We start from the raw sequence: 14,366 nt of genomic DNA, 5'->3' as shown, positions 1-14,366 counted from the left end.
TCTCCTGCTAAACGGCGGGGGTGGTTGACGTGACCGGAAGGCCGGTTGCGTCAGGTGAATCTGCGGTCTGTTCGCTGGGGGCGGGGACATCCAGGAACTTGCGGTGGAACCGCGGTCCGAGGACGGCGTAGGCGGCGGCGCTGGCCAGTCCCCCGGCGAGCCAGGACAGGTCCCATCCGCCCAGCGCGACGGCGATGGGCCCCTGCATGGCCGGCACCAATCCGTACATGAACAGCCAGGTGGCGAAGATGCCGATGAGCAGGGAGGCGATGCCGGCCGGGTTCACGCCGGGCAGCCGCTTGGTGCCGACGGCGTCGAAGAGCCTGTCTGGGTTGCCGGGCCAGCGTTTCTCGATCCAGAAGTAGTGGACCAGCATGACTCCGCCCCAGGCAGCCACCCAGGCGACCAGCCCAATCAGCCAGGCGTCCAGTACCGTGGCGAAGTCCTCCTGGAAGATGAAGAAGATCACGACTGCCAGGGAGAAGACGCCGACGAACAGGTTCAACTTGCGCCTGCTGATGGAGATGTCCAGCGCCTGTGTGGCGACGGAAAAGGTGTAGATGTTCAAGATGTTGGTCGCGATCGGGCCGTGCAGCACCATGAGCAGCACGGGGAGGGCCAGCGCACCGAAGTTCAGGACGATGAGTTTGCCGGGGTCTATTTCCCCTGTGTTGGTGGCCAGGCTGGCGCCCAGGATGCCGAGCCAGACCACGGGGATGAACTGGCCCAGCACCGAGGCGAGGTAGACCTTGTGCTTGGGCACCGTGGTGCTGACGAAGCGGGAGTAGTCCGCGGCGTAGGTGAACCAGGTGATGCCCCAGCCGATGCCGATGGCCGTCATGACCGCGCTCATCGCGGCGATGCGTTCCGAGCCTTCCAGGATGTGGCCTGCAGGGCCGGCGTAGGTCCAGTTGATCTTCATGCCGAACCAGGCCACGGCGGACATCACGGTCAGGATGATGATGGTCGGCGGGACGGTCCATTTCTCGAACGCAGCGATCGCCTTGTAGCCGAACCAGGCAATGGTTACCTGCGCCGCCATGATGAACGTGGCGATGCCGATCTTCCATGCATAGTTGTGGGCCTCCGGGTCGACCCATCCCAGGGTTCCGAACAGCGCCATGACCAGATCCAGGATGATCCACGTGTTGACGGCACACCAGCCGATCACCAGAAGGGCCTGAATGGCCGCCGGCAGGTAGTTTCCGCGCCGTCCGAAGGCGGCGCGGGCCAGCACCATGCCGGTGGCTCCCGTTTTTTGGCCCAGCAGGACAAAGCACCCGAAGAGCAGCATTCCGATCAGGTTTCCAAGGACGAGGACGGTGACCGTGTCCGCGAACCCCAGGCCGAGCTGGATGCCGAGCGCTCCGAGCACCCAGTTGATCGGGGCGAGGTTTGCTCCAGCCCAGATCCAGAACTGGCCGGACACTTTGCGGGTCCGCTCTGATTCGGGGATGGGGTGTAGCCACGCTTCGTGGTCTTCACCGGCTACCGGCGCGGTGCCGGCTGGGGCCGCTGGGGTTTTTTGACGCATTGGGAGCCTCCGGGGGTGTGTGGGATTCCTTCAAGATTATGTGTCGCAGGCCACATTCGACCATATACAATGTGTCCAAATAAACGTAGATCAACGCGACGGAGTGTCATGTCCATTCGTCTTGAAGACGCCCTGAACCATCCGACGCTGGCGGCCGCCGATCCCATCATCCGGGCAGCGGCAGGGGCTGCCGCCAGGACCCAGCTGCGGTGGATCCACTCCAGTGAAATCATCGACATCGCGCCCTTGCTGGCCGGCGGGGAGCTTCTGCTGACAGGCGGGGAAGCTCTCGCCCTCGCCTCTGAGGAGCGGCAGGTCAATTACGTTCGCCAGCTGGCAGAGCGGGGTGTGGCGGCCGTAGCCATCGAGACCGGGGCGGCCCTTCCGTCGCTGCCGTCCTCGATGGTGGCGGCCGCCGAAGCAGCCGGCCTTCCGCTGATCGAACTTCGCGGGGTGGTGCCGTTTGTCGGGGTCATGCAGGCCATCAATTCGATGCTGGTCAGCGACTCGGTGTCCCAGTTGCGGCGGGCAGACGAGGCCAGTCACGCGATGGCCGTCGAGCTGGCACACGGCGGCGGCCTGGACCGGATTCTCGCCGTGCTGGCCGGTATCACCCATGCCGAGGTGACCCTGACGTCCGTCTCAGGTGCGACCCTGGCCAGCGCAACCCCGGGACAGCCGGAGGCCGCCGACGCCGACGCCTCCGCCCTGGGGCCGCAGGAGCAGGCACGCCTGATCCACATCGACGTTCCGATCCGCGGCATTCTCGCTGCGCAGCTGTTGCTCCGGATCCCGCCGGGCGAGGACGAGAACCTGGCCCGTACAGCCGGGAACCGCTCAGTGGACATCCTGGCCCTGGCACTGTTGCAGCGGATGTCTCCCGGGCTCAAGGAAGTCGCCGGGGCGGCCCTGCTTCGCGCGATAGATTCGGGCAGCCAGGCCTGGCGGCTCCAGCAGCTGGCTTCCGCGGCGGGGATTCCGCCGGCTGCCGCGCTCCTGGCCATCGTGATCCGGTCCGACATGCTCCAACAGCTCCGGGCTCCCGTGGAGCGTCTTCTGACCCGCGGGGCGCAGCCGAGCGCCACCTATGTCGATAACGCCGAGCTCCTGGCGGTGGCCGTCCTCCCGGGCGATAATCCGCGCGAAAGCCGGCACGCACTCCTGGCCGGCCTGCGTGGGCTGCCCGCACTGGCCGACACGCTCGTTGCCGTTGGCCCGATGTCCGCCGGGATATCGGAAGCTCCCTGGTCCCTGTCGGAAGCCAGGCTCACGCTGGAGTTGGCGGACACGCTGGGACAGTCACCGGCGGGGGCAGCAGGCCCGCACTGTCCCGTGATCGATTCCGAGGCCTTCGCCGTCGAACGCCTCGCGGTGGGAAGCCTGGATACCGAGCAACGGCGGAACTTCGTGCGCCGGCAACTTGGCGCACTCCTGGACCATGATGCCCAACGCAATTCGCGACTGCTCGATACCCTGGCCACCTGGCTGGATTCCGGATGCAACACCGCCCAGGCGGCCAGGGAACTGCACGTGGAACGGCAGTCGATGCATCAGCGGCTGCAGCGGATCTTCGAGCTGTGCGGCGGCGACCCCCGGCGAACGGGCCGGCTCGCGGCGCTGCATTTGGCCACGCGGCTGGCCCGGCTGAACTGAGGCGGGTGGGCTGCGCTTGCCGGCCCGGCGTCAGTCGCTGCTGCGGGACGCGCGGCCGCCCAGCCGCCTGGTGATTTTGTCGGCCGCAGCCGCGCACGCTTCGCCCAGTCCCTGCAGCCGTTCGCGGGAGACGCGGAACCGGGGCGCCGAGATCAGGACAGCCGCCACGACGTCGCCGCGGTGGTCATAGACAGGAGCAGCCACGCCCACTTCGTCGATGGAGGATTCGCCATAGTTGATGGCCCAGCCCCGGGCCGCCACATCCTTGAGCTTCATCTCGTAGCCGTCCAGGCCTGCGTCATCGAGTCCCGGGTAGCTGATCGCTCCGCTGCGCAGGAGCGTACGGACACGTTCGGCGGCCTCGGCAGACAGGAAGACCTGCACGGAGGCGCTCATGGCATCCGTGTACCGGGCGCCCAGCGGGGTGGCGTGCTTGATCTGGTGGTGGCTGGCGATCTGCTCCACGCACATTGACTCGGCGCCGTTCCAGACCATGAGGGCGCTGGTTTCGCCGGTCTGTTCGGTCAGTTCACGCAGGACCGGGAAGGCCACGCGCCGTTCTTCCAGTTCGGCCAGCAACGGTCCGGCGACGGCGATCAGTCCCAGGCCCAGGCGGAAGCGGCGGGTTTCCGGGTCCCGTTCCACCAGGTGTTCCTGTTCGAAGGTGGCCAGGATCCGGGAGACGGTGCTTTTGTGCAGGCCGACCCGGTTGGCGATCTCGGTGACGCCGAGCAGCGGTTCGTCCGGCGTGAACGTTCGCAGTACGGCGATGGCGTTGACGATGACGGAGGTGCCCTTGGTGTCGCCGTTTCCGGTAGTCTCGGGAGATTCTGCTGGGGTCATGGTGTCTACCATCATTCCGTATGAAGGCCGAAAAGCGGCGCCACGGTGGACGTGGCGCCGCTTCTCTGTCCGTCCCTTGTTGGGGGTGTGGGGGTCAGGCGCCCACGATGTTGTATTCGGGGCCGAAGGGGAACTTCGTGATGTTCTCGGCTCCGTCTTCACCGACCACCAGGATGTCGTGCTCACGGTAGCCGCCGGCGCCGGGCTGTCCGTCCAGGACCGTGATCATGGGTTCCATGGAGACCACCATGCCCGGTTCCAGCACGGTGTCGATATCCTCGCGGAGTTCCAGTCCGGCTTCGCGGCCGTAGTAGTGGCTCAGGACGCCGAACGAGTGTCCGTAGCCGAACGTCCGGTTGGCAAGCAGTCCGTGACCCACGTAGATCTCGTTCAGCTCGGCGGCGATGTCCTTGCAGACAGCTCCCGGCTTGATGAGCTCGAGGCCGCGCTTGTGGACCTCTACGTTGATGTTCCACAGTTCCAGGGAGCGGGCGTCGGGTTCGCCGTAGAACAGGGTGCGCTCCAGTGCGGTGTAGTAGCCGGAGGTCATGGGGAAGCAGTTCAGGGACAGGATGTCGTGTTCTTGGATCTTGCGCGTGGTGGCCCAGTTGTGGGCGCCGTCGGTGTTGATGCCGGACTGGAACCACACCCAGGTGTCACGGATTTCCGAATCCGGGAAGGTCCGGGCGATTTCGTGAACCATGGCTTCGGTGCCGATCAGGGCGACCTCGTATTCGGTGATGCCGGCGGTGATGGCGTTGCGGATGGCTTCGCCGCCGAGGTCGCCGATGCGGGCTCCGTGCTTGATCACCTCGATCTCTTCGGCCGATTTGATCATCCGCTGGCGCATCGCGGCCTGGGCCACGTCCACCAGGGCGGCCCCGGCAAACGCCGCCTGGATCTTGTTCCGGTTGTCCAGCGGGAGCGAATCGTCTTCGACGCCGAGCCGGCGGGGGTTAATGCCGCGGGTGCGCAGCGCCTCCTGGATGGCGAAGATGTAGTTGTCCCGGCGCCAGTCTGTGTACACCACGTTGTCGCCGTAGCTGCGCCGCCACGGCATGCCGGCGTCGATGTTGGCCGTAACAGTCACGGTGTCGTCCTTGGTGACCACCATGGCGTAGGACCGGCCGAAGTAGGTGAAGAGGAAGTCAGAGTAGTACTTGATGGAGTGGTAGCTGGTCAGGACGACGGCGTCCAGGTCCTTCTCGGCCATGATGCGGCGCAGTCCGCCGAGCCGGCGCTCAAATTCGGCGTTGGAAAAGGTCAGCTTTTCCTTCTGCCCGTTGTGCAGGACTTTCAGTCGCTCCAGTTCGGCGATGGATGAAGCGTTGTTGGAGGTTGTGATGGTCATGGTGGTGGTGCCTTTCTGCGGTGCTGTTCTTTGGAGGGGAAAAATTGGGGCGTCGGCCGGCTAGTCGTGGCGCAGCGGTTCCTTGCTGGTTTCACGGGAGAGCACGACGGCGATCAGGGAGATGGCCGCGGCGCCGGACAGATACCAGGCCGGCGCCAGGTCATTGGCTGTCGCGGCGATCAGGAGCGTCGCCATGAACGGCGCAGTGCCGCCGAACAGCGCGTTGGAGAGGTTGAAGCTGACGGCGAAGCCGCTGTAGCGGACACGGGTGGGGAACATTTCCGCCAGGAAGCTCGGAAGCGTGCCGTCATTGAGCGTGAGCATGCCGCCCAGCAGGATCTGCACCAGGACGATCACCAGGAAGTTCCCAGTGCCCAGCAAAGCGAAGGCTGGCACGGTCAGCAGGATGAAGCTCAGGGATGCGGCGATGAGTACCTTTTTCCGGCCGTAGCGGTCCGAGAGCATTCCGGTCAGGAAGATAAACCCGATGTACGTCATCAGGGCGATGGTGGTGGCCAGGAAGGATTCGGCCGCGCCGAGACCGAGTTCCGAAGACAGGTACGTGGGCATGTAGCTCAGGATCACGTAGAACCCGACGGCGTTGAGCAGCACGGCTCCGACGGCTTTCAGCAGCAACCGCCAGTGGTTCCGGAAGAGGCTGGATACCGGGGCCTTGATGGCCTGGTCCTCCTCTGCCAGTTCGCGGAACACCGGTGTGTCTTCCAGCTTGGTGCGGATGTAGCGTCCGATCAGGCCCATCGGGGCGGCGAGCAGGAACGGCAGTCGCCACCCCCAGCTCTGCATCGCTTCGGCGCTGAGCAGGATGGTCAGCAGGCCCGCGAGCAGGGAGCCGAGCAGCAGGCCCGCGGCCGTGCTGGCCGGAACCACCGCAGCGTAGAGGCCGCGTTTGTTGGCCGGGGCGTACTCCACCAGGAAGGCGGACGCGCCGGCGTATTCACCCGAGGCGGAGAAGCCCTGGACGACGCGGACCACCAGGAGAAGGATCGGGGCCCAGATGCCGATGGCGTTATACCCCGGGATGAGGGCGATGCAGAAGGTCGCTCCGGACATGATCAGGATTGACAGGGAAAGCGCGGTCCGGCGCCCCACCCGATCACCAATGTGGCCCCAGACGAAGCCGCCGAGTGGCCGCACCAGGAACGAGATGGCGAACAGGGCGAAAGTCAGCAGAAGCGCGGTCTGGGGATTGGACTCGGGGAAGAAGACCGCGGCGATTGTTGCGGCCAAGTAGCCGTAGACGGCGTAGTCGAACCATTCGACGAAGTTCCCGATGAAACTTGCGGCGACCACCCGCCGTCGGGTCTCCCTGCTGACCACGGGATCTTGCCCGCCCGGGCCCACACGGCCGCTCAACGTGGCCTGTCCGGAGGAAGTACTGCCATGCCCGCTATTCGACTCCGGGCCGATCGACCCCGCAAGTGGGGCCGGGGAGGAAGTTTCGTTACTCATGTGTCCACCAAAGTGTTTTGGGGTTGCAATCAGTGCAACGCTGTTGCACCAGATTAGGCGTGACCTGTGACACAGTCAATGCTTTTTGTTTTTCGATTTACAAATTACTCCGAGGAAACCGCGACAGAGGAGTTCAGCGGACACCTGCCAGGCCGCAGAACGATAGTTGCAGTCAACGAGACTGAGTTGCATTCATTACGCCGTGCGCGCGTCAGCTTGTGAAAAGCTTGAGCCAGGCAGCGGCGCGGTTCCCTCCGGGGCGGCGCGGTGGCACACTTGGGGGACTATCGAGTGACTGGGGGGATCCACGTCAGGAGATCGTTATGGGCATTCTGGTACACGCGCGCACTTCGGACCGCCGGTCGGCGGTAAAGCCATGATGGCCGGGTGGGCCTATCTCATGGCGGGAATCATGACCGTCGACGCGCTCCTGCTTGGCTTGCTCCTGATGAATGTGAAGTGGCCGAAGCGCTGGAAGAAGAACGGCTGAGGCTTCGGGAACGGCCGCCCACGCAAAACGCCCGGCTGGAAGACACCAGCCGGGCGCGTGCGAGATCTACTCTTGACTACCTAAACACCAGCGGTGTCACAATCACCCTGACATCCGCCAGTCGAGTCCACGTTCATTGACCGCGTTTCCCGGTGCGCGGGCCGGCGGCACAGACTCGGTGCAGTCGCAGCTCAGACCCTGCGCTGCATCTCGCCGTCGGGAGCTACCGCGGCGTCTTGCTCTGCGACAGATGACGCCCGCAGCGAACGGCCGCTGGTTTCCGGCAGCAGGAAAGCAGCCAGCAGCGCCGCAGCGGCAATGGCCGTGAGGTAGATGGCGGGGGCGAGCTTGTTCCCCGTACTGGCGATCAGGAACGTGGCGACAAAAGGTGCCGTTCCGCCGAAGATCGCGTAGCTGACGTTGTAGGTGATGGCCGAGGCTGTGTACCTGACGGCCGTCGGGAACACTTCCGACAAAAGGACTGCCGTCACCACGTTGGCCGTCACGGCACCCAGGGCCAACAGGAGCTGGCCGGCCAGCGCGTTGCCGAATCCCCCGGTGGAGGCGAGCAGGTAGGCGGGGACCGCCAGGCCGCCTAGAAGGAGGCAGGAAGCCACCATTGTGGTTCGACGACCGACCCTGTCGCAGACCCTGCCTAGGACCGGTGCCATCGCGGCGGCAAACGCCAAGGCGATGACGTTGCTCATGAGGACCTGGTCGGCCGGTAGATGCGCAACCTCCCGCAGGAACGTGGTCATGTACGTGGAGAACGTATAGAAGGACAGCGCCGTCAGGCTGATGTATCCGCCGAGGGCCAGCATGGGATTCCATTGCAGGCGCAGGGTTTGGCGAAGGGGCGCATGTACTGCGGTTGCGCTATTGAGCACTTCCAGAAACATCGGGCTCTCGTCCAGCCTCTGCCGGATGTAGAACGCGACGAGGCCAAGCGGAACCGCCACAAGGAACGGGACGCGCCATCCCCAGCTGTCCATGGCTTCCGCCGGAAGGTTGGCCGTGAGCAGATAGCACAACAGGGCTGCACCGCAGAACGAGGCGAAGGTTGCCGCCGGCATCCAGCTGCTGTAGCGAGACCGTTGATCTGCGGGGGCGTGTTCGATCACGTAGGTGACCGCGCCGGCGTACTCGCCGCCCGCGGACAGACCCTGAACGCTGCGGGCCAAGGTCAGCAACACGGCGGCCCAGATGCCGATGCTGGAATAGGACGGCAGAAGTCCGATGGTCGCGGTTGCGCCGGACATCAGAAGGACCGTCAAGGCAAGAACCTTTTTCCGGCCAATGCGGTCTCCGAGGGCACCGAAGAAGGCGCCGCCCAGGGGTCGCAGGGCAAAGGCGACGGCGAACACGGCGAACGTCTGCAGCAGGCCGGTGATGTGGTCCCCGGCCGGGAAAAACGTTCTTGCGATGACGGGGGCGAGGAATCCGTAGATCGCGAAATCAAACCATTCAACGACGGTGCCGGCAGCGGCGGCGCCGGTGACTTTGCGGAGGGTGGTTTTACTGCTGGGGGTTGCGGTGTAAAGCGTTGTCATGGTGGCTCCCATGGTTGGAAGGGCGTAGTCATTGTTTCGCGGCGAACAGTGCAGAGCGATCCGCGTCCTGGCGTTGTTGCTTTATAGCCAAATTAGTTGGGTCTTATGCGACTGAGATGTGCCGATGTGATACGGCACCGCAAAGCCGATGAGTGCCTCCCGGCAGGGACGAAAAAGGCGGCTTCTCACTGAGGTGAAGATGGCCGCCCTTTTCGGGCGTGCGGGTGGGTTAGGGGGTGGTGGTTTCGCTGAACTTGGGGAGGTTGTTGAGGTAGTCGAGGACGTTGCTGAGGGGTTCGACGTCGCCGAATTTGGAGTCGATGTCGAAGAGGTTCCAGGCGACGGTCCCGGCGACGCGGTCCCCGACGGCTTCGCGGACCACGATGGGGCGGAAGCCTTCGGCGATGGCGTCCTCGACGGTGTGGCGGACGCAGCCGGCGGCGGTGACGCCGGTGATGATCACGGTGTCGATGCGGTTGACGGTCAGGAACTGCTGAAGGTTGGTGCCGGGGAACGCGCTGGCGCGCTTTTTCGTGATGACGAGTTCGCCGGGCTCGGGGGCGATGCGGTCATCGATCTTGACGGCGTCCAGTCCCTCGGCGAGCAGCTCGACCGGGATCTTGGAGGACCAGAGGCCCATGTCGGAGGGCTTGGAGCGGTCGGTGATGTCGTACGCGGTGGTGGTGTAGATGACCGGGATGCCCTTTTCCCGGGCGGCGTCGTTCAGCGCCTGGCAGGCCGGGATGATCGTGTCCATGTTTTCGCAGGTGAAGGCGTGGCCCTCGCGGGTCCAGGCGTTGGCCATGTCGATGTGGATGATGGCCGGCCGGCTGCCGTAGCCGACGCGGCGCTTGAAGCCGAGTTCGTGGTACTGCTCGGTGCCGGCGGCAAAGGCCTTCTCGAGCAGTTCGTTCAGCTGGGTGTTGAGGTCCTGGCTCATGGGTTTCTCCTTGGATTGATTGACGGCGATCCATCACGACTAGTGAGTTGCTTTCGAATCAAATTAGTTGCTGTATGCGCAACTGAGATGTCAGCAATGTTTAATTTGCATTTCGTGCGGAGTCTGAGTCCGGGGACTGCAGGCCCGGCCGCCGATGGAAGTGACCTGGTTCACATTTTGTTGCTGCATGATCAATGTAGTTGCTCGTTCAGCAACTCCACAAGGGTTCTAGCGGATATGACGGCGGTCCGCCGTTTGAGGCAAGGCCCGCCGTCGGACCTATGATTGCTAAATTGGGCCCTCCAATGCGGGCCGCAGACAGATACGACAGACTTAGAAACGGGATGGAACATGGCAGGCAGGCCACGTCAGAGTGACGAAGCCCCTCAGGGCGCCGCGGCGTCATTGCTGAATGGGCTGGGGGTCCTCGAAGCGTTTTCGATCGAAAAACCCGTCCTCGGTGTTACGGAAATTGCCCAGCGTGTCGGCCTGCACAAGAGCACGGTCTCCCGGATTCTGGCGGGACTGGAGAAAGCCCGCTATGTGCAGCGCGATGATGAGACCGGACGTTTTCGCCTGGGCCTCGGGCTCATTGCCCTTTCGGGGCCCTTGCTGGCACAGCTTGACGTGCGCCGGGTGGCCTATCCGGAACTGGAGCGGCTCACCGAGGCCACGCTCGAGACCAGTGCGCTGGCCGTATGGAACGGATCCGAGGCCGTGGTGGTGGAGCAGATTCCCAGTCCGCACCTGGTCAAACACACGGCTGCCATCGGTACCCGGTACAGCAAGTTTGAAAGTTCTTCGGTGCGCATGTTTCTGGCCGACCTGCCAGAGCCGAAGGCAGCCAGCCTGCTCGAGCAGGGGGTGGTTACACTCAAACCAGGCAGTGACCCGGCTCCGGATTTTGCGGAACAGTTGAACGCCAACCGGGAAGCCGGCTACGCCGTCAATGACGGACTCACCACGCCCGAGGAGTTTGGCGTCTCGGCGTTGGTGCGCGATTACAAAGGCGCCGCGGTCGGCTGCATTACGGTTTCAGCACCAAAGTCCCGGGTTCCGGAATCTGTGATCGACGTGCTGGCAGCCAACGTGATGGCCGCCGCCGCCGCCGTCTCGGCCAGGCTGGGCTATCAGGCTCTGGAGCGCCCGGAGGGGGACTCCTAGAGCACCTTCCGGATGGTCTCCTCGAAGCTGGTGACGTGGTGCAGGGCGAGCTCGGCCGCCCTGTCCGCGTCGCCTTCGGCCACCGCCTTGAGCAGCTCCACGTGCTCGTTGACGTGCCCGCTGACCGAGGGGACCTTATCCAGGACCAGGCACCAGATGCGGGTGGCCAGGTTGTCGTAGCGGATCAGTGTGTCTTCCAGGTGCGGGTTGGCAGCGGCCCGGTAGATCAGACGGTGCACTGTCAGGTCGTAGCGCATCAGCTCCCGTGACTCTGCGGGGCTCGGGGCCAGTTCCGCAATGGTCTTGGCGACGTCCAACAGTTCGCGGCGCATGGCGGCGTTGGCCCGCGTTGCCGCCCGGCGCGCCGCCAGCGGTTCCAGCAGTTCCCGGATTTCCGAGACGTCGGCCAGTTCCGTGAAGTCCACGGTGGTGGCAAAGGTACCCCGGCGCGGATAGGAAACCACCAGGTGGTCCACTTCCAGCCGCTTGATCGCCTCGCGCACGGGAGTGCGCCCGAAGCCGAGCTCGGCGGCCAACTGCCCGTCGTTGATGGGTTCGCCCGGGCGGATGTCGAGCATGATCAGCCTGTCGCGCAACTGCCGGTACGCGGCCTCGGCCTGGGACAGGACTTCGTCTTCTGCGGGCGGCAAGACAGTCAGTGCATTCACAGCTCGGCTCCGTTCCTGGTTTCCAAACGGAAGCCCGGTTCCACTTGGCTTCCGGCTATTGACTCCGGTGTGATTCCAATCATAGCATTGACCTCACACTGATATATCAGTCATAACAACAGTGGTATTTCAAAGGAGCAACCGTGGTTGAGCAGTTGAACGAGCGACTTTCCGTAGTCGATCCCGAGGTCGAACAGGCCGTGGCGAGGGAACTGACGCGCCAGCAGTCCACCCTTGAGATGATTGCGTCCGAGAATTTCGCCCCTGCGGGGGTCATGGAGGCGCAGGGTTCGGTGCTCACCAACAAGTACGCCGAGGGCTACCCGGGCAAGCGCTACTATGGCGGCTGCGAGCACGTCGATGTGATCGAACAGCTCGCCATCGACCGGGTCAAGGCCTTGTTCGGCGCCGAGTACGCCAACGTGCAGCCCCATTCGGGCGCCCAGGCCAACGCCGCCGCCATGTTCGCTCTCCTGGAACCGGGCGACACCATCATGGGACTGGCCCTGGCCCACGGCGGCCACCTCACCCACGGGATGAAGATCAACTTCTCCGGCAAGCTCTACAACGTGGTCCCGTACCACGTGAGCGAGCACAACCACCTGGTGGATATGGCCGAGGTGGAGGCCCTGGCCCTCGAGCACCGGCCCAAGATGATCGTGGCCGGATGGTCCGCCTACTCCCGGCAGCTGGACTTCGCCGAGTTCCGGCGCATCGCCGACCTCGTGGGCGCCTACCTCATGGTGGACATGGCGCATTTCGCCGGCCTCGTGGCCGCAGGACTGCATCCGAACCCGGTCCCTTACGCCGATGTCGTCACGACCACCACGCACAAGACCCTCGGCGGCCCGCGCGGCGGGGTGATCCTGGGCAAGGAGGAGTACGCGCGCAAGATCAACAGCGCCGTGTTCCCCGGCCAGCAGGGCGGCCCGCTGGAACACGTGGTCGCGGCCAAGGCAGTGGCCTTCAAGATCGCCGCCTCCCCCGAGTTCAAGGCACGCCAGGAACGCACCCTCGAAGGCGCCAAGATCCTCGCGTCCCGGCTCCTGAAGGACGACGTCGCAGCAGCCGGGATCTCCGTGGTCAACGGCGGCACCGACGTGCACCTGGTCCTGGTGGACCTGCGGAACTCGGAACTGGACGGGCAGCAGGCCGAAGACCGGCTGCACCGGATCGGCATCACCGTCAACCGCAACGCCGTCCCGTTCGACCCCCGCCCGCCCATGGTCTCCTCCGGTCTGCGGATCGGCACCCCGGCCCTGGCCACCCGCGGCTTCGGTGCCGCGGAGTTCACGGAGGTGGCAGACATCATCGCCTCCGCCCTCACCGCACAGGCGCCCGGGAACGAACTCAGCGCTGACACAGCCGCCGAACTGCGCGGACGTGTCAGCGCCCTGGCCGCACAATTCCCCCTCTACCCGCACCTTGGCGCCGGCACAGCGGCAACTGGGCTTGAGGCAGAACTGATTGGAGCAGCACAATGACCACCGAGCACCTGCCGGAGCACCCGGACTTCCTCTGGCACAACCCGGACCCCAAGCCCTCCTACGACGCGGTCATTGTTGGCGGCGGCGGACACGGGCTGGCGACGGCGTACTACCTGGCCAAGAACCACGGGATGACCAACATCGCCATCCTGGAAAAGGGCTGGCTCGCCGGCGGCAACATGGCCCGGAATACCACCATCATCCGTTCCAACTACCTCTGGGACGAGAGCGCGGCGATCTACGAGCACGCCTTGAAGCTTTGGGAGATCCTGCCGGAAGAACTCGAATACGACTTCCTGTTCAGCCAGCGCGGGGTCATGAACCTGGCCCACACCCTGGGCGACGTCCGCGAGAGCGTCCGCCGCGTCGGCGCCAACAAGCTCAACGGCGTGGACGCCGAGTGGCTGGACCCGCAGCAGGTCAAGGAACTCTGCCCCATCCTGAACATCAACGACAACATCCGCTACCCGGTCATGGGCGCCACCTACCAGCCGCGCGCCGGCATCGCCAAGCACGACCACGTCGCCTGGGCGTTCGCCCGCAAGTGCGACGAGCTGGGCGTGGACATCATCCAGAACTGCGAAGTCACCGGCTTCGTCAAGGACGGCAACCGCGTGGTGGGCGTCAAAACCAACCGCGGCACCATCAACACCGAAAAAGTGGGCCTGTGCGCCGCCGGGCACAGCTCGGTCCTGGCAGAAATGGCCGGATTCCGGCTCCCCATCCAGTCCCACCCCCTCCAGGCACTGGTATCCGAGCTCCACGAGCCCGTCCACCCCACCGTGGTCATGTCCAACCACGTCCACGTCTATGTCTCCCAGGCACACAAGGGCGAACTGGTCATGGGCGCCGGCGTCGACTCGTACAACGGCTACGGCCAGCGCGGCTCCTTCCACGTGATCGAGCACCAGATGGCCGCCGCCGTCGAACTCTTCCCGATCTTCGCCAGGGCCCACGTGCTCCGGACGTGGGGCGGAATCGTGGACACCACCCTGGATGCCTCCCCGATCGTGGGCACCACCCCGGTGGAAAACATGTTCGTCAACTGTGGCTGGGGAACCGGCGGATTCAAGGGCACACCGGCGGCCGGCCTGACGTTCGCGCACACGATCGCCACCGGAACACCGCACAAACTCAACCAGCCCTTTGCGCTCGAGCGTTTCGAAACCGGCGCCCTGATCGATGAACACGGCGCCGCCGCCGTGGCCCACTAGAA

11 protein-coding genes are annotated in these 14,366 nt (G+C 64.7%); 4 read left to right on the top strand and 7 right to left on the bottom strand.

From position 1 onward, the window contains the following. Window positions 1-7: 7 nt before the first annotated feature. On the bottom strand, window positions 8-1,534 hold the full coding sequence (locus tag MRBLAR12_RS14470; RefSeq protein ID WP_364746819.1) for a purine-cytosine permease family protein: 1,527 nt from the start codon (window positions 1,532-1,534) through the stop codon (window positions 8-10). 108 nt (window positions 1,535-1,642) lie between these two features. On the opposite strand from MRBLAR12_RS14470, the gene MRBLAR12_RS14465 reads away from it, so the two are divergent. Beyond that, entirely contained in the window at window positions 1,643-3,187 is a 1,545-nt protein-coding gene (locus MRBLAR12_RS14465; RefSeq protein ID WP_229994905.1) for a PucR family transcriptional regulator, read from the top strand. Between the two features lie 30 nt (window positions 3,188-3,217). On the opposite strand, the gene MRBLAR12_RS14460 is transcribed toward MRBLAR12_RS14465, so the two are convergent. From MRBLAR12_RS14460 to MRBLAR12_RS14440, 5 genes are all read right to left on the bottom strand, one after another. Next, window positions 3,218-4,030: an IclR family transcriptional regulator gene (locus MRBLAR12_RS14460; protein WP_364746817.1), complete on the bottom strand. Its 813-nt coding sequence runs from the start codon at window positions 4,028-4,030 to the stop codon at window positions 3,218-3,220. Window positions 4,031-4,124: 94 nt separating this feature from the next. After that, complete coding sequence (locus MRBLAR12_RS14455) at window positions 4,125-5,381, bottom strand: aminopeptidase P family protein (protein ID WP_229994907.1); 1,257 nt, start codon at window positions 5,379-5,381, stop codon at window positions 4,125-4,127. Between the two features lie 60 nt (window positions 5,382-5,441). Further along, window positions 5,442-6,851: an MFS transporter gene (locus tag MRBLAR12_RS14450; protein WP_364746815.1), complete on the bottom strand. Its 1,410-nt coding sequence runs from the start codon at window positions 6,849-6,851 to the stop codon at window positions 5,442-5,444. Between the two features lie 681 nt (window positions 6,852-7,532). Next, window positions 7,533-8,891, bottom strand: a complete 1,359-nt coding sequence (locus tag MRBLAR12_RS14445; RefSeq protein ID WP_364746813.1) for an MFS transporter — start codon at window positions 8,889-8,891, stop codon at window positions 7,533-7,535. A 229-nt stretch (window positions 8,892-9,120) separates the two neighbouring features. Then, the gene (locus MRBLAR12_RS14440) at window positions 9,121-9,831 is read right to left on the bottom strand and encodes an isochorismatase family protein (RefSeq protein ID WP_364746811.1); all 711 of its coding nucleotides are present in this window, start codon (window positions 9,829-9,831) and stop codon (window positions 9,121-9,123) included. A gap of 351 nt (window positions 9,832-10,182) precedes the next feature. Between MRBLAR12_RS14440 and MRBLAR12_RS14435 the strand changes: the two genes are divergently transcribed. After that, the gene (locus MRBLAR12_RS14435) at window positions 10,183-10,995 is read left to right on the top strand and encodes an IclR family transcriptional regulator (protein WP_364746810.1); all 813 of its coding nucleotides are present in this window, start codon (window positions 10,183-10,185) and stop codon (window positions 10,993-10,995) included. On the opposite strand, the gene MRBLAR12_RS14430 is transcribed toward MRBLAR12_RS14435, so the two are convergent. Next, entirely contained in the window at window positions 10,992-11,663 is a 672-nt protein-coding gene (locus MRBLAR12_RS14430; RefSeq protein ID WP_229996124.1) for a GntR family transcriptional regulator, read from the bottom strand. The genes MRBLAR12_RS14435 and MRBLAR12_RS14430 overlap by 4 nt on opposite strands. A 143-nt stretch (window positions 11,664-11,806) precedes the next feature. On the opposite strand from MRBLAR12_RS14430, the gene glyA reads away from it, so the two are divergent. Continuing rightward, window positions 11,807-13,147: a serine hydroxymethyltransferase gene (gene glyA / locus MRBLAR12_RS14425; RefSeq protein WP_364746808.1), complete on the top strand. Its 1,341-nt coding sequence runs from the start codon at window positions 11,807-11,809 to the stop codon at window positions 13,145-13,147. After that, window positions 13,144-14,364, top strand: coding sequence for a sarcosine oxidase subunit beta family protein (locus tag MRBLAR12_RS14420; RefSeq protein WP_364746806.1), 1,221 nt, complete (start codon window positions 13,144-13,146; stop codon window positions 14,362-14,364). Before glyA ends, MRBLAR12_RS14420 begins: the two co-directional genes overlap by 4 nt. Window positions 14,365-14,366: the final 2 nt, after the last annotated feature.

Source organism: Arthrobacter sp. LAR12-1-1.1 (assembly GCF_040676555.1).
Taxonomy (GTDB): Bacteria; Actinomycetota; Actinomycetes; order Actinomycetales; family Micrococcaceae; genus Arthrobacter.
The sequence above is the reverse complement of the archived record's forward strand: the minus strand, read 5'-3'. Positions and strand labels throughout refer to the sequence as shown.